This is a genomic window from Sphingopyxis sp. 113P3 (assembly GCF_001278035.1).
Taxonomy (GTDB): domain Bacteria; phylum Pseudomonadota; class Alphaproteobacteria; order Sphingomonadales; family Sphingomonadaceae; genus Sphingopyxis.
The window spans coordinates 1,735,974-1,750,487 of the sequence record NZ_CP009452.1; the positions used below are offsets into that span (position 1 = coordinate 1,735,974).

The following is a 14,514-nucleotide window of genomic DNA, read 5'->3' on the forward strand; positions in this document are numbered from 1 at the left end:
TTCGCTGCGAGGCGAGTGACGGGTTTGACAAGTCGGGAAAACTGGTTGCACCCTGCAACTTGATCGTCGGCTTGATCCGGCGCGCGAATCGGCATGGGGGAGAGAGGGTTATGGCGTCGGTAATCGAGAGCGAAGCGCAGCGCATGGATCAGGTGCTTGCGGCGCAACGGACGAGCTTCACGGCGGCCATGCCCGAAAGCCTGGCCGTGCGGGCAGACCGCATCGACCGCGCGATCGCTCTGCTTATCGACCATGCAGATGAGTTTGCAAAAGCGGTGAGCGAGGATTTCGGACATCGCAGCCGCGAACAGACCCTGATGACCGACATCCTCCCCTCGGTCAGCGCCCTGAAGCACGCGAAGAAGCATATGTCGGGCTGGGCAAGGGGAGAGAAACGCAAGCCAACTTTCCCGCTCGGCCTGTTCGGGGCCAAGGCGGAGGTCGTATTTCAGCCCAAGGGCGTCGTCGGTGTGGTCTCGCCGTGGAACTTTCCGGTTGGCATGGTCTTCGTGCCGATGGCGGGCATCCTCGCCGCCGGAAACCGTGCGATGATCAAGCCGAGCGAATTCACCGAAAATGTCTCCACGTTGATGGCGCGCCTCGTTCCCGACTATTTCGACGAGACCGAGATGGCGGTCTTCACCGGCGGGGCCGATGTTGGCGTGGCATTCTCGCGCCTCGCGTTCGACCATCTGATCTTCACAGGAGCGACGAGCGTGGGCAAGCACATCATGCGCGCCGCGGCGGACAATCTGGTGCCGGTGACGCTCGAACTAGGTGGCAAGTCGCCGACGTTCATCGGACGCAGCGCCGACAAGATGCTTGCGGGTCAGCGCGTCGCGATGGGCAAGCTGATGAACGCCGGGCAGATCTGCCTCGCGCCCGACTATCTTCTTGTTGCAGAGGAACAGGAAGGCGACGTGATCGACGGGGTCACCAAGGGTGCGGCCGCGCTCTATCCGACGATGCTGGCCAATGACGATTACACCTCGGTCGTGAACGGCCGCAACTACGACCGGCTTCAGTCCTATCTGGCGGACGCGCGCGAGAAGGGTGCCGAGGTGATAGAGGTCAACCCTGCGAACGAGGATTTCGCGAGCGCCAACGGGCATAAGATGCCGCTGCACATCGTGCGCAATCCGACCGACGATATGAAGGTCATGCAGGAGGAGATATTCGGGCCCATTCTGCCGGTGAAGACCTACCGTTCGATCGACGATGCAATCGATTATGTGAACGCACACGACCGCCCCCTCGGTCTCTATTATTTCGGGCAGGACAAGAGCGAGGAGGAGCGGGTTCTGACGCGGACGATTTCGGGCGGGGTCACGGTCAACGATGTCGTGTTTCACAACGCCATGGACGATCTGCCTTTCGGCGGTATCGGGCCCTCGGGCATGGGCAATTATCATGGACTCGATGGCTTTCGCACCTTCAGTCACGCGCGCGCCGTCTATCGCCAACCAAAGCTCGACGTTGCTGGCCTCGCGGGGTTCAAGCCCCCCTATGGCAAAGCAACCGCGAAGACGTTGGCGCGACAGCTCAAGAAATAGCTTGGCAAGCGGCAGCGCTTCGCCTTAGGGGAGGCGCCGTCCACGGGCCCCTGTGGTGAAATTGGTAGACGCGCTCGACTCAAAATCGAGTTCCGCAAGGAGTGCTGGTTCGAGTCCGGCCAGGGGCACCACCACCAACGTCCGGCCAAAGCGCTCCTTCAGCCCTTGTCCTCAAGGTCCAGCGCTTCTTCCAGCGTGTCGATCGAGCCGACGGGATCGGCAGGTTCGCCGCAGTGCGGAAAGATCGCGTCAAGCCGGCGGCGCAGTGTTTCGTCGAAAAGCGTCTGGTTCGATCGGCGCGCCTGCGACAGCGTGAGTTCCATGCGGATCGCGTCCTTGATCCGCTCAAGCGCGGCCTTTTCGAGGATCCCGACCTTCAAGAGCTCCTCGCAAAGCTGGATCAGTCCCACCGTCGTGGCATGCGCCCGCAACCCAAGAAAATCGATCGTCCGATGCAATTCGCGCGCGCCTGCTGCACGCTGTTCGATGCTGCTCATCTCACTCTCCCTCACCACTCCTGCAAGAGCGCGCCAGCCTCTTTGCCGGTCTGCCGTCTTGCGGTTACTTAGCAGGTTAAGTGTATCGCAGGCGCGGTGTCAAACGCCTGATGTCGCTTTTGTCGCGGCGCGCGCGATCTTTGCCCAGGGATTAAGGTCAGGTTCGGCGATCTTCGTGAGCCGGTTGGTGTCGCGGTGGATAAAAGGCTCGCTCTGCCCTTTGATCACCAATGTGGTGTCGAGGACATAGCTCCAGTCGCCGTCGTCGTGGAAATCAACGCTGATCTGATATTTATCGGTCCGGAACGCGAGTTCGAGGAAAGTCGTTGAGCAGATTCCATATTCGCTGGTGCCGCGCTCGGCTGTTAGCACGAGGCGTCTCGCGTCGGGCTCGGCATGCCCCGCGGCTATCGCAATCTGGCCGCGCGGGATCGCGAGCGTCTGGAGGATCAGGCCGGTCGCAGGCTCGTAGAGCCAATATCCGACCTGGTCGTGAAAGCTGATGTCCTCCTCGGGGGTGTTGATATGGGCGTGATAGCGCAGCCCATAAAAGAGCTGCGGTCCGTTCGCCTGCGGGTCGATCGGCTGTAACTCGATCCGCTCATAATATTGGCGCGTTTCAGGGCCGTCGGCCTTTGGGTTGATGTCGACCCCGCGATGTCCTTCCCAGATGCCCGCAAGACGGCGTAGAGGCCCGAGCCGAGCCAAAGTGTCGGGATCGATATCATCGGGTTCAGTGAAAATATCGTCCGGAACCAGCATCATCCCCCCCGCTTTGAGTGTCAGATATCCTCGACCAGCCGGCCATAGAGTTGCGGCCGCCGGTCGCGAAAGAAACCCATGCCGGCGCGGTGCTTTGCGGTGCGATCAAGGTCGATCGTCTCCACCAACGCGCCCGTTTCCTCGCGCTCGAACGCCTGTGTCAGGTCGCCCCATTCGTTTGTAATGAAGCTATGGCCGTAGAAGTCGGCGTCGCCCTCGCGTCCGATGCGGTTGGCGGCGATGACGGGCATGCAGTTCGACACGGCATGTCCCTGCATCGCGCGGCGCCACATGCGACTGGTGTCAAGATCCGCGTCATAGGGTTCCGACCCGATCGCGGTCGGATAGAAAAGCAGTTCCGCGCCCATCAGCGCCATCGCGCGCGCCGTTTCGGGATACCATTGGTCCCAGCACACGCCGATTCCGATTCGCGTTCCAAAAACATCCCAGACCTTGAAACCCGTGTTGCCGGGACGAAAATAATATTTTTCCTCATATCCAGGCCCATCCGGGATATGGCTCTTGCGATACGTCCCGAGGATCGCGCCATCGGGCCCAATCATCGCCAGCGTGTTATAGTAATGCTGTCCATCTTTTTCGAAGAAGCTCGTGGGAATCGCGACGTTGAGCTTCGCGGCGAGCGTCTGCATCGCGATTACGCTCGGATGTTCCGCGGTCGGGCGCGCGCCCGCGAACAATTCTTCCTCCTCGACCTGGCAAAAATAGGGCCCTTCGAAGAGTTCAGGCGGCAAGATGATCTGTGCTCCCTGGGCCGCCGCTTCCTCGACAAGCGCCGAGACGGCATCGATGTTGGGCCCTACAGGGCCCGGCAGGGGAAGCTGCAATGCGGCGACGGTGATGCTGCGGGACATAGCAGCCCTATGCCGGAAGCTGCTGGCTCGAGCAATGGAAGCTCCCGCCGCCGATGAGGATTCCGCGCGCGTCGATGCCGACGGTGCGGCGCTCCGGAAAAAGCGCCGCAAGCGCGTCGACGGCCGCGGCATCGTTCGCCGAACCATAGGTCGGAACAACCACGACGCTGTTGCCGATATAGAAGTTCATGTAGCTTGCTGCTGCAATCTCACCCTCGATTTCGATGCGGCCGGGTGAGGGAAGGTCGACGATCTCGACACCTTCGAAAGCTTCAGCGCGCGTGCGGGCATCGGTGTAGATCGCAGCGTTGGGATCATTGCTGTCTGCCGGGGCGGGGATAGCAAGCCGGCCTTCACCCACGAAACGCGCCAGATTGTCCACATGGCCATCGGTGTGGTCACCCGTCAGACCTTTGCCGAGCCAGAGGATCCGCTCGATACCAAGCGATTGATGCAGCCGTACGGCGATATCCTCACGGGTCAGCGATGGGTTCCGGTTGGGGTGGAGGAGACACTCCTCGGTCGTCACGGCCAGCCCGGTGCCATCGACGTCGATGCCGCCGCCCTCGAGCACCCAGTCCTGCTCATCAACGGGCAGGCCGCTTTTCGCGCCAAGCTCCGCGCCGACCTCCAGATCGCCCGGCATGACGAATTTGTCGCCCCACCAGTTAAAGCGAAAATTGCGCGCTCGCCGCGTTGCCCCTGTGCCGGCGATGATCGGCCCCGTGTCACGTAGCCAGATATCACCCAGCGACTGAACGAGGATGAGGACGCCAGCTTCGACGAGTCGCGCCGCGATCTCCGCCTGCGCCGTGTCGTTGACGACGAGCCGCACCTCTTCGCCGCGCCCGCCATCATGTACGGCATTTGCGAAAGCCGCGACGTCGCGGCGCGCGGCGTCGATGTGACCGGCCCACTCCTCGGCGAGGTGCGGGAATCCGATCCACACCGCCTCGTGGGGCGCCCATTCGGCGGGCATTCTCAGACTCATGTGGTTCGGGTCCTCTTTCTCACTTCGTCATTGCCGGCGAAGCGAAGCAATCCAGAGCGGGTGATGCGCTCCGGATTGCCGCGTTGCTTCCCTTCTCGCAAGGACAAACGAGCAGGGGCTATTATTGCTTTCCCGCCGCGCGCGACTTGTCGCGGGCAGCGCGGAACTCATCACCCTCGAGCCAGTTCGGCCACGCGTCGGTCATCGCGAGCATCCGTCCTGCGGCATAATAGAGCTGAAGGTCAGCGAGCATGCCATCCCAGTTCGCAATTGCCTCATATTCATCGCCGGGTGCGTGATACCGGTGCTCCTCATAATCCTCCGAGGCCTTCTTGCCGGCTTCGGTGCCGCCATCGACCAGATCCTCACCGCTGCCAAAGTTGAACATCGGCACGCCGAGCTTTGCAAAGCTGAAATGGTCAGAGCGATAATAGAAGCCCTTCTCGGGGGTGGGTTCGTTGACCACCGTTCGCTTCGCGGTCGCCGCGATTTTTTCGAGATAAGCGTCGAGTTCGGACTTGCCCCGGCCCACGACCACGATGTCCTTTGCGGGGCCTGCGGGGCTCAGCGCGTCCATATTCACTCCGCCGACGGTCTGCGCGAGCGGGAAGACCGGATTCTCGGCATAATATTTCGAGCCGAGGAGGCCCGATTCCTCGGCGGTTACCGCGAGGAACACGACGCTCCGGTCGGGTGCGCCAGCCTTCTGGTAAGCCTCTGCCATCGTCACCAGTCCTGCAACCCCAGTCGCATTGTCAACCGCGCCATTGCAGATATCATCGCCATCGACGGGCGCACAGCGACCAAGATGATCCCAGTGCGCGGTGTAGAGAACATATTCGTCGGGTCGCTTCGTACCCGGCAGCACGCCGATGACGTTGCGCGACATTTTCTTCGCGATCTCGTTGTCGAAGCTTAGCGAGGCTTGGACCCCGGCAAGCGCCACCGCCTTGAAACCCTTTTTCTTCGCGGCTTCGCGCAGTGCGTCGAAATCCTGCCCGGCGCTTGCGAAAAGCTGTTTCGCCTTGTCGAGCTGGATCCAACCATTGGCGGCGGTCTGGTCCGCGCCGCCGTTCTTGCTGTCGGCGAGATATTGGGTGCCGGTCCAGCTCGATTCGACAACGTTCCAACCATAGGCGGCGGGTTCGGTATCGTGGACGATCAGCGCCGCCGCGGCGCCTTGCCGTGCCGCTTCTTCAAACTTGTAGGTCCACCGGCCGTAATAGGTCATGGCGCGGCCGTTGAACTCACCCTTTGCTTCTTTCGTCTGCCAGTCGGGATCGTTGATGAGGATGACGACCGTTTTTCCTTTCACGTCAACTCCGGCATAGTCGTTCCAGCCCTTCTCCGGCGCGTTGATGCCGTAGCCGACGAAAACGACGTCGCTGTCCCTGACCGAAATCTGCGCCTGAACGCGATAGCTGGCGGCGACGAAGTCGGCTCCATATTTGAGCGACATCGGCGTCTTGCCGCCAGCGAAGCTGAGTGGGCTGACATTTTTTGCGGTGATTTCAACAAGCGGCACGTCTTGAGTCCAGCTTCCGTTGTTGCCGGGCTTGAGTCCTGCTTCGGTGAATTTCCTGATCAGATAGGAAACCGTCTTTTCTTCACCAGCAGTTCCTGGCGCGCGCCCTTCGTAGCTGTCCTGCGAAAGCTCCTTCGTGACCTCCTGGAGCGTGGGAAGCGACAGCTCGGGAAGCTCGACGGGGGGGAGTACGCCAGCACCGCTGGCCGTCTTGTCGGTAGAGGCGTTGCACGCGGCAAGCGCCAATAGCGCAGCGGCCGCGAGCGGGGCGGGGGTGAAACGAAGCATCGATCGTCCTTGTCCGGTGGAATGTTGCGGGCGTTGTGCCAGCCCCGCCACCGGCAGGCAAGGGCGGTGCAGCGCCTCAGGATGGACGGGCTTTGCGGCTTGTCATGGAAGCACCGCCCTCTATGCTAGACCGCAGGGGCAATTGTTCGTTGAAAACATGGCCTTTGGTTCGCGCTCGCGCGAGGGATCGCACTTATCTTGGGGGTGGAGAATGAGGTTTTGGGGGGCGGCACTGATCGTGCCGGTACTAGTCGCGGCAGCTGGGACGGCCTACGCGCAAGACGATACGGCAGGAAAGTTCGGTGTGCGCGAAAGCGTCCGCCAGGTCAGTATTTCGCCCGATGGTGAGCGGCTGGCCGTGATCCAGCCGGCTAAGGGCGCCGGGTCGGTCGTTTCTGTCATCACGATCGCGACCGGGGAATCGCAGCCCGTGCTCACCGCAAAGGGCGGTAGCGAGCAGCTTGGCCGCTGCGACTGGGCGCTCCCGACACGGTTGGTGTGCAGCGTGCACGTCATCAACCGCAGCCCTACAGGGCTTGCAGGGTTCAGCCGGCTACTCGCGCTCGATGCCGATGGGCAGAATATGCAGATGCTAAGCGACAAGATGCGGGTTCGTGCGCAAGGTGCAAGCCAATTCGGCGGCAGTGTCATCGACTGGTCCGACGAGGATGGAAGCGGGCGAGTCCTGATGACCCGTTATCAGAGCGGTGAATATCAGACGGGCTCGCTGCTCGGCAGATCCGGCTCGGGTCTCGCTGTCGATGCCGTCGATACGGTGTCCTTGAAGCGCAAGACGGTTGAATCGCCCAAGGACGGCGTCGTGGACTATATTTCAGATGGGCAGGGTCACGTCCGGATGATGATCAGCCAGACAGAGACCGCCGATGGCTATACAGGTAGCACCTACAACATCTCTTACCGCAAGGCGGGCAGCCGCGACTGGCAGAGCTTCGGCACCTATGTCAGCGAAGCCGGGTTCGATACCGGCTTTTTTCCGGTCGCGATCGATCCCGCTCTCGACCTTGTCTACGGCTTCGACGCGTTGAATGGGCGCTCGGCGCTCTATTCGGTGTCGCTCGACGGAAAGATGACGAAGACACTCATCTATGCGAACGACCATGTCGACGTCGATGGCCTCGTCCAGATTGGCCGCAGCGGGCGCGTTGTGGGCGCCCAGTTCGTCACCGACAAGCGGCAAACGGTGTTTTTCGACCCGGCGCTGAAGTCGCTCGGCACCGCGCTTGCCAACGCGCTGCCGAACCATCCGCTCATCAGCTTCGTCGATTCGAGCGCCGACGAACAGAAGCTCGTGCTGTGGGTGGGCAGTGACGTCGATCCCGGGGGTTATTATCTCTTCGATAAAGCGACAAAACAGCTCGCCGAGATTCTGAAGCTGCGCCCCTATCTCGACCCGGCCAAGCTCGCGGAGGTGAAGCCAGTCCATTACAAGTCGCGCGATGACGTGGACATTCCCGCCTATCTGACGCTGCCTGCAGGCTCGGACGGCAAGGGGCTGCCGGCGATCGTCATGCCGCATGGCGGACCGGGCGCGCGGGACGAATGGGGCTTTGACTGGCTGTCTCAATATTTCGCGGCGCGCGGCTATGCGGTGCTGCAGCCCAATTTCAGAGGGTCCACCGGCTATGGCTCCGCGTGGTTCCAGAAGAACGGTTTTCAATCATGGCCCACCGCGATTGGTGATGTCGACGATGCAGGAAAATGGTTGGTGTCGAGCGGTATCGCGGCGCCGGACAAGCTCGGAATCGTGGGCTGGTCCTACGGGGGCTATGCCGCGCTTCAGTCAGGGGTTTACGAACCCGGCCTGTTCAAGGCCATCGTCGCGATTGCGCCCGTGACCGATCTTGAGCAGCTCCGCGAAGATTCGCGTTATTATACGAATTTCCGCCAGGTTGAGGCGTTTATCGGTCGCGGCGATCATGTGAAGTCGGGCTCGCCTGCGCAAAATGCCCAGAAGATTGCCGTCCCCGTGATGCTCTTTCACGGTGATTTTGACCAGAATGTCGACGTCGGACAGTCACGGCTTATGGCGAGCCGGCTGCGCAGTGCAGGAAAGACGGTCGAATACACCGAACTTCCGGGGCTCGACCATCAGCTTGCCGACAGCGAGGTACGTACCAACATGCTTCGCGATGCGGACAAGTTTCTGCGCGCAGCGATGGGGCAGTAGGAGGCCGATGAACAACAAAGAAAAGGGGGCGGACCGCTGCCGGTCCGCCCCCTTTTCTTTCGGGTCAAGAAAATCAGATCAGCGCGAATAGAATTCGACGACCAGATTGGGTTCCATCTTCACCGGATAGGGCACCTCGTCGAGGGTCGGTACGCGAATGAAGGTCGCCTTGGTCCCGTCGACTGCGACATATTCGGGCAGGTCGCGCTCGGGCAGGCTCTGCGCCTCGGCGACCAGCGCCATTTCCTGCGCCTTCTTGCCGAGGGTGATTTCATCGCCCGGCTTCACAAGGCGGCTCGCGATGTTGCACTTCACGCCGTTCACATAGACGTGGCCGTGGCTGACGAGCTGGCGAGCCGAGAAGATGGTCGGCGTGAACTTCGCGCGATAGACCACCGCGTCGAGCCGGCGTTCGAGCAGGCCGATGAGGTTCTGACCCGTATCGCCCTTCATGCGCGAAGCCTCGAAATAGTTCTTCTTGAACTGCTTTTCGGTGATGTCGCCGTAATAGCCCTTCAGCTTCTGCTTGGCGCGCAGCTGAATGCCGAAGTCCGACATCTTGCCCTTGCGGCGCTGGCCGTGCTGGCCCGGACCATATTCGCGGCGGTTGACCGGGCTTTTGGGGCGACCCCAGATGTTTTCGCCCATCCGGCGGTCGAGTTTGTACTTGGCGCTCTGGCGCTTCGACATGAGTCGTCTCCAATTTGCTATGTGCCGAAGGATTTCGGCCTGTTCCCGGGTCGCACCATAGAGCCTCAAGCCCTATGCGACCGCCGCTTCACCGGGGTGCGGGGTCCATTGCGAAGGCGCGCGGTTAGACGCAGGGAGCCGCAAAGTCAAGCGCTCTTGCCTTCGGCTCGACAGAAAGAAAAAAGCCGCTAAAGGCTGCCCCCATGACCTCCGCCAAACCCCCCGAACAATGCGAAACGATGCTTGAAGTCCGCGCGGGCGTCGATGCGACGGACCGCGAACTCGTCGCGCTCCTCGTTCGCCGGTTCGGCTATATGGACGCTGCGGCGCGTATCAAGGCCGATCGAGGCGCAGTGCGCGATGAAGCGCGCAAGGCCGAGGTGCTCAACAATGTCGCCCGCGCAGCGGAGGAGGCGGGCCTCGATGCGAAGCGTATCCGCGCCGTGTGGAACGAGCTGGTGGAACAATCGATCGCCCATGAACTCGAACGCTGGGACGAAGGGCACGCTTAAGTGGGCTTGAAGGGCAGGGAATGCGTTGGCAGGGCACCTGTCCCTGTTTCGCGCATCCCCCGCAACGGGCCTGTTCAGATTTTCTCGATGATGATTGCGGGGGCCATACCGCCCGCGGCACACATGGTGACCAGGCCGTAGCGGCCGCCCGAGCGTTCAAGCTCGTCGAGCGCGGTGCCGATGAGGATCGAGCCGGTGGCGCCGATCGGGTGTCCGAGCGCCATGGCGCCGCCGTTGATGTTCACCTTCTCGCGGTCGAGCTTGAGATCGCGGATGAACTTTTCGGCGACGACGGCGAAGGCCTCGTTGATTTCCCAGACGTCGATGTCGTCCGTCGTAAGGCCGGCCTTTTCGAGCACCTTCTTCGCTGCGGGAACGGGCGCGTTGAGCATGAGCGTCGGATCGTCGCCCATATTGGCATAAGCGACGATGCGCGCGCGCGGCTTGAGGCCATGCTTGTCGGCATAATCCCTGGAGGTGATGAGCACCGCCGCCGCGCCGTCCACTACGCCTGAGGAGTTGCCGGCGTGGTGGACACCTTCCCATTCAAGATTTGGGTACCGGCGCTGGATCTGCTTGGCGAAGGTCACGCCATTGCCAAGATCGAAGTCCTTGAGTGCGGCGAAACTCGGTTTCAGGGCAGCGAGGCCTTCGGCGGTGGTGTCGGGGCGCGGAAATTCCTCATGGTCGAGCGCGACGCTGCCGTCGGTGTTGTAAACGGGAACCACCGACTTGTCGAAGCGGCCTTCCTTGATCGCGCGGTCGGCGCGCTGCTGGCTGACGAGCGCGAGCGCGTCGAGCGCCTCGCGGCTAATGCCTTCCAGCGCTGCGATTGCGTCGCCGCACACGCCCTGGTGCGACTGCGGGTGCAGTTCGTCGAGCGCTGCGTTGCCCGAGCCCATGCCGAGCGGCTTGATGCCGGCGTTGGCTTCCTCAGCGCCGATCTGCGCGGTGTAGCTCATCATTTCGGTGCCGCCCGCGATGACGCAGTCTTCCATGCCGGACATCACCGATGCGGATGCGAAGTTCACGCTGCTGATGCCGCCGCCGCAGAAACGGTCGAGGGTCGTGCCGCTGGCCTTGATGTCATAGCCCGCCGACAGCGCAGCCATCCGGCCCAGGTCGCCGCCCTGCTTGCCCTTTTGCGTCGAGGTCGACCAGACGATGTCGTCGACGGTCGCGGTGTCGAGATTATTGCGGTCGCGGATCGCTTTGAGCACCGTCGCGGCGAGATGCTGCGGGTGGAGGTGCGAGAGCGCGCCCTTGCCAGGCTTGCCGATCCCGCGCGGGGTGCGGACGGCGTCGATGATATAGGCTTCGGACATATTCGGTTCCTTTTTCTTTGCGTTCGCCTGTCGCCCGGGGGACCTGCATCCTCCGTAGTGTCAGGCTGGAATTTGGTTGAAGGGGATGCCTTTGTCGGGTCGGTGATCTTGTGGGAGTCCGAGGATTTTTTCGGCGATGGTGTTGAGGAGAGTTTCGTCGGAGCCGCCTGCGATGCGTCCGGTTGGTGCGTTGATCCAGCTTGCGGCCCAGTCTTCCTTTTGGGAGGCGTGAGGGTTGAAGTGGAGGCCGTTGGTGCCTTGAAGGTCGATGGCGAGTTCGGAGAGTTTCTGGCGCGATCGCACGGCGACGAGTTTGTTGAGGGATCCTTCGGGGCCGGGTGTCATGCCGGCCTGCATCATGGCCATTGCGCGTGCGGTGATCGACTGGAGGGCGCTGCGCATGGCGTAGTTGCGTGCGATCTGCTGGCGGATGCGGCCGTCCTCGATTGCGGGTCTGCCGTTGAGGTCGGTGTTCTTGGCGAGGCTTGTGAAGAGATCGAGGTGGGGTCCAAAGCCTGCGCTGTCGGTTGCGACATAGCGTTCGATCATCAGCGTTGCGATTGCGACCGCGAAGCCGCCGCCGACGGGCGACATGCGCTGATCGTCGCTGATCTTCACATCGTCGAAGAAGACCTCGTTGACGTGGCTGTCGCCGCCCACGAGCTTGATCGGGCGGACGGTGACGCCGGGGGCCTTCATGTCGACCCAGAAGTAGGTGAGGCCCTTGTGCTTGGGCACATTGGGATCGGTGCGCACGACGATGACGCCATAGTCGCTGTACTGGGCCCAGCTCGTCCACAGCTTCTGGCCGTTGATCTTCCAGCCATTGCCGTCGGGCTCGGCGCGCGTGCGCAGCCCGGCAAGGTCGGAGCCCCCCGATGGCTCGGAGAAGAGCTGGCACCAGATCTCCTCGCCCTGGAGCGCCTTGAGCACGCGTTCCTTCACCCAGGCCTTGTCCTGGCCGAACTGCATGAGGACGGGGATCGGCATGCCGAGCGAGATGCCGAAATAGAAGCTTGGAAAGCCATGCTTCATCTCCTCGGTATCGAAGGTGACCTTCTCGAGATGGCCCAGGCCCTGGCCGCCGAACTCTCTTGGCCAGTTGATCCCGGCATAGCCTGCATCGAACTTGGCCTTCTGGTAGCGGCGGGCCAGCGCGAGGTCTTCGGCCTCGGTGAGGCCCTCGCGCGCGGCCTTGCCATAAAGGGGGACCATCGCTTCGAGCCAGGCGGCGGCCCTGGCGCGAAAGGCTTCGAGGTCGCTCATGCCGCTTCTCCCGTCAGGCGGTCGACGAGAACGTCTTCCCAGAAGAATAAAGGACCCTGCTCGATCGCAAGGCTGCGCGCGCGGCGGGTGTGGAGGTGGAGGCCAAGCTCCCACGTCACCCCGATGCCGCCGTGGATCTGCACGCAGTCGCGCGAGGCGGTGTCATAGGCCTCGGTCGCCGAGATGCGCGCCGCGGCCGCTGCGGTGATGAAATCATCCTTGCCCTCGCGCGAGGCGGCATGAATGCCGTTGGCGCGCGCAAGCTCGACGAGCGCGTAAAGCTCGGCGATGCGGTGCTTGATCGACTGGAAGGCGCCGATCGGCTGGCCGAACGCCTTGCGGGTCACCGCATAGTCGCGCGCAATCTCCATCAAGGCTTCGGCGCCGCCCGTCTGCTCGTGCGCGGTGATCACCGCCTAGAGCGCCAGAATGTGAAGCGCCGCCTCGCGCGCCGCCTCGCCAGCCAGAAGCAGCTCGGCACGCGTCCCGGCAAAGGCAAGATCGGCGTAAAGACGGCTGTTGTCAAAGCTCGCAATCGCGCTGCGCTCGGCCTCTGCGAGATCGGCAATCGCGAGCACCGGGCCCTCCGGCCCTTGCGCAAAGACCAGCGCAACCTCGGCGGCAAGACCGCCCGCAACCCCGCTCACCCGGCCCTCGAGCCGGCCCGCCGCCAGCGTCAGCGAAGGCGCCGCGGGAAGGGCGTTCGCCCCCTCGGCAAAAGCCACCGCACCGATCGTGTCGCCGCGCGCAAGACCCGGAAGCCACGCCGCCTTCTGATCGTCCGATCCGTAAAGCGCAATCGCCTTGGCAACCCCAAAGCTCGCGGTCAGAAAGGGCGCCCCGCTCAGCGTCCGCCCCGCCTGATGCGCAATCAGACCAAGCTCGACCAGACCCAGATCGAGCCCCCCATACGCCTCCGGAAGCGCCAGCGCCGTCCAGCCCTGCTCCTTCGCCGTCCTCCAGAAACCCTCATGATAACGCCCAACGCCCTCAAGCAAGGACAGCATATCCTCCTTGCTTAATCGCGCCTCCAAAACACGACGCGACTCCGTCGCTATCGCCTCCTGTCCCTCGTCGTACAATATCGACATGCGACTCCCGATTCCTCCGCCCTTATATTCGCTGTGACCATCCGACCGATCGTCGATGGGAGCGCCCCGTTCCTCGGCGCCGCCGCTAGCGGATAGTGAATTTCTTTGCCTTGTCGGCCATCAGCGCGGCCCGGTCGACCTGGGGCACCCCGACGGGATTTCCGATCTGGCAATATTTGAGTCCCTGCTGGAGGGCGACGCTCCGCGGCAAATCGAGCGATTCCCAGATAGCCTTTATCGACCCGGCTGTGGCAGCAGGCGGCTTGGCGGCGATCGTCTTTGCAAGCTCGTGCGCGCGGGGCCACAGCTCCTCAAGCGTGGTAATCTCGCTCACCAGTCCGATCCGCAGTGCCGTTCCTGCCCCGATGCGCTCGTCATTCCCAAGCAGAACCATGCGCAGCACGTCATGGAGCGGCATATGGTACGTCATGCCGATCGGTTCGAGCGCGCTCGTCATCCCGTATGTGACGTGCGGGTCGAAGAAGGTCGCATCTTCCGAGCAGATGATGATGTCGCTCTCGTTGAGCCAGTAAAAGGCGCCGCCGGCCGCCATGCCGTGCACTGCGGCGATCACCGGCTTCCAGCATTTCATTGATTTGGGCCCAAGATAATTGCCCGGATCCTCGCAATGCCAGATATTTGCGAGATCGACGACAGTGCCGCCTTCCTTCTGCGATTCCTTGACATCGACCCCGGTGCACCACGCTTTTCCGGGCGCCGCGCGCAGGACGCAGCAGTGGATATCGTCCTCGCGGGCGACCCACTTCCACAGATGCTCGAATTCGTCCATCATTCGCTTGGTGAAGCTGTTCATCGCTTCGGGCCGGTTGATCGTGATCGTCGCGATATGGTCAGCGACATCGACGAGGATAGTTTCATATTGCATGAGCAGCGCGTCCTCTTCCGGCGTTTGTCATGGTTGACCTAGTTATACAACTCGCTATGACACAGATG

At 62.3% G+C, this 14,514-nt stretch carries 14 protein-coding genes and 1 tRNA gene; 4 read left to right on the forward strand and 11 right to left on the reverse strand.

Annotation, left to right across the window (positions count from 1 at the left end; all coding sequences use genetic code 11):
• The first annotated feature begins 110 nt into the window (after positions 1-110).
• Positions 111-1,553 (forward strand): coniferyl aldehyde dehydrogenase, encoded by a 1,443-nt coding sequence (locus tag LH20_RS08350; protein ID WP_053553810.1) that lies wholly within the window; start codon positions 111-113, stop codon positions 1,551-1,553.
• 46 nt (positions 1,554-1,599) lie between these two features.
• A tRNA-Leu gene (locus LH20_RS08355) sits at positions 1,600-1,684 on the forward strand.
• 27 nt (positions 1,685-1,711) lie between these two features.
• On the opposite strand, the gene LH20_RS08360 is transcribed toward LH20_RS08355, so the two are convergent.
• The 5 genes from LH20_RS08360 to LH20_RS08380 all read right to left on the reverse strand — a co-directional run bounded on the left by LH20_RS08360 (position 1,712) and on the right by LH20_RS08380 (position 6,488).
• Complete coding sequence (locus tag LH20_RS08360; protein ID WP_053553811.1) at positions 1,712-2,050, reverse strand: hypothetical protein; 339 nt, start codon at positions 2,048-2,050, stop codon at positions 1,712-1,714.
• Between the two features lie 99 nt (positions 2,051-2,149).
• Positions 2,150-2,815, reverse strand: coding sequence for an FABP family protein (locus LH20_RS08365; RefSeq protein WP_053553812.1), 666 nt, complete (start codon positions 2,813-2,815; stop codon positions 2,150-2,152).
• Positions 2,816-2,832: 17 nt separating this feature from the next.
• On the reverse strand, positions 2,833-3,684 hold the full coding sequence (gene aguB, locus LH20_RS08370; protein WP_053553813.1) for an N-carbamoylputrescine amidase: 852 nt from the start codon (positions 3,682-3,684) through the stop codon (positions 2,833-2,835).
• Positions 3,685-3,691: 7 nt separating this feature from the next.
• Positions 3,692-4,675 carry an agmatine deiminase family protein gene (locus LH20_RS08375; RefSeq protein ID WP_053553814.1) on the reverse strand — a complete coding sequence of 328 codons (984 nt, stop codon included), beginning with the start codon at positions 4,673-4,675 and terminating at the stop codon, positions 3,692-3,694.
• A 121-nt stretch (positions 4,676-4,796) separates the two neighbouring features.
• Complete coding sequence (locus tag LH20_RS08380; protein ID WP_053553815.1) at positions 4,797-6,488, reverse strand: M28 family metallopeptidase; 1,692 nt, start codon at positions 6,486-6,488, stop codon at positions 4,797-4,799.
• A 211-nt stretch (positions 6,489-6,699) separates the two neighbouring features.
• Here LH20_RS08380 and LH20_RS08385 point away from each other — a divergent pair, with 211 nt between their 5' ends.
• The gene (locus LH20_RS08385; RefSeq protein WP_053553816.1) at positions 6,700-8,676 is read left to right on the forward strand and encodes an alpha/beta hydrolase family protein; all 1,977 of its coding nucleotides are present in this window, start codon (positions 6,700-6,702) and stop codon (positions 8,674-8,676) included.
• 78 nt (positions 8,677-8,754) lie between these two features.
• On the opposite strand, the gene rpsD is transcribed toward LH20_RS08385, so the two are convergent.
• Positions 8,755-9,366, reverse strand: coding sequence for a 30S ribosomal protein S4 (gene rpsD / locus LH20_RS08390; protein ID WP_053553817.1), 612 nt, complete (start codon positions 9,364-9,366; stop codon positions 8,755-8,757).
• 203 nt (positions 9,367-9,569) lie between these two features.
• Between rpsD and LH20_RS08395 the strand changes: the two genes are divergently transcribed.
• Positions 9,570-9,878, forward strand: coding sequence for a chorismate mutase (locus LH20_RS08395; RefSeq protein WP_053553818.1), 309 nt, complete (start codon positions 9,570-9,572; stop codon positions 9,876-9,878).
• A 74-nt stretch (positions 9,879-9,952) separates the two neighbouring features.
• Here LH20_RS08395 and LH20_RS08400 read toward each other — a convergent pair whose 3' ends face one another.
• The 5 genes from LH20_RS08400 to LH20_RS08415 form a co-directional block, all read right to left on the reverse strand.
• Positions 9,953-11,203 (reverse strand): acetyl-CoA C-acetyltransferase, encoded by a 1,251-nt coding sequence (locus tag LH20_RS08400; protein WP_053553819.1) that lies wholly within the window; start codon positions 11,201-11,203, stop codon positions 9,953-9,955.
• A 60-nt stretch (positions 11,204-11,263) separates the two neighbouring features.
• Positions 11,264-12,469, reverse strand: a complete 1,206-nt coding sequence (locus tag LH20_RS08405) for an acyl-CoA dehydrogenase family protein (protein ID WP_053553820.1) — start codon at positions 12,467-12,469, stop codon at positions 11,264-11,266.
• Positions 12,466-12,882 carry an acyl-CoA dehydrogenase family protein gene (locus LH20_RS23955; RefSeq protein WP_235527155.1) on the reverse strand — a complete coding sequence of 139 codons (417 nt, stop codon included), beginning with the start codon at positions 12,880-12,882 and terminating at the stop codon, positions 12,466-12,468. The genes LH20_RS08405 and LH20_RS23955 overlap by 4 nt, the downstream gene beginning before the upstream one ends.
• Before the next feature lie 3 nt (positions 12,883-12,885).
• Positions 12,886-13,560, reverse strand: a complete 675-nt coding sequence (locus tag LH20_RS23960; protein WP_235527156.1) for an acyl-CoA dehydrogenase family protein — start codon at positions 13,558-13,560, stop codon at positions 12,886-12,888.
• A gap of 85 nt (positions 13,561-13,645) precedes the next feature.
• Entirely contained in the window at positions 13,646-14,446 is an 801-nt protein-coding gene (locus LH20_RS08415) for an enoyl-CoA hydratase/isomerase family protein (RefSeq protein ID WP_053553821.1), read from the reverse strand.
• Positions 14,447-14,514: the final 68 nt, after the last annotated feature.

Bases quoted from the DNA above. Each gene is read 5' to 3' on its own strand.
- LH20_RS08350 (WP_053553810.1), top strand. From the start codon at position 111: ATGGCGTCGGTAATCGAGAGCGAAGCGCAGCGCATGGATCAGGTGCTT.
- LH20_RS08360 (WP_053553811.1), bottom strand. From the start codon at position 2,050: ATGAGCAGCATCGAACAGCGTGCAGCAGGCGCGCGCGAATTGCATCGG.
- LH20_RS08365 (WP_053553812.1), bottom strand. From the start codon at position 2,815: ATGATGCTGGTTCCGGACGATATTTTCACTGAACCCGATGATATCGAT.
- aguB (WP_053553813.1), bottom strand. From the start codon at position 3,684: ATGTCCCGCAGCATCACCGTCGCCGCATTGCAGCTTCCCCTGCCGGGC.
- LH20_RS08375 (WP_053553814.1), bottom strand. From the start codon at position 4,675: ATGAGTCTGAGAATGCCCGCCGAATGGGCGCCCCACGAGGCGGTGTGG.
- LH20_RS08380 (WP_053553815.1), bottom strand. From the start codon at position 6,488: ATGCTTCGTTTCACCCCCGCCCCGCTCGCGGCCGCTGCGCTATTGGCG.
- LH20_RS08385 (WP_053553816.1), top strand. From the start codon at position 6,700: ATGAGGTTTTGGGGGGCGGCACTGATCGTGCCGGTACTAGTCGCGGCA.
- rpsD (WP_053553817.1), bottom strand. From the start codon at position 9,366: ATGTCGAAGCGCCAGAGCGCCAAGTACAAACTCGACCGCCGGATGGGC.
- LH20_RS08395 (WP_053553818.1), top strand. From the start codon at position 9,570: ATGACCTCCGCCAAACCCCCCGAACAATGCGAAACGATGCTTGAAGTC.
- LH20_RS08400 (WP_053553819.1), bottom strand. From the start codon at position 11,203: ATGTCCGAAGCCTATATCATCGACGCCGTCCGCACCCCGCGCGGGATC.
- LH20_RS08405 (WP_053553820.1), bottom strand. From the start codon at position 12,469: ATGAGCGACCTCGAAGCCTTTCGCGCCAGGGCCGCCGCCTGGCTCGAA.
- LH20_RS23960 (WP_235527156.1), bottom strand. From the start codon at position 13,560: ATGTCGATATTGTACGACGAGGGACAGGAGGCGATAGCGACGGAGTCG.
- LH20_RS08415 (WP_053553821.1), bottom strand. From the start codon at position 14,446: ATGCAATATGAAACTATCCTCGTCGATGTCGCTGACCATATCGCGACG.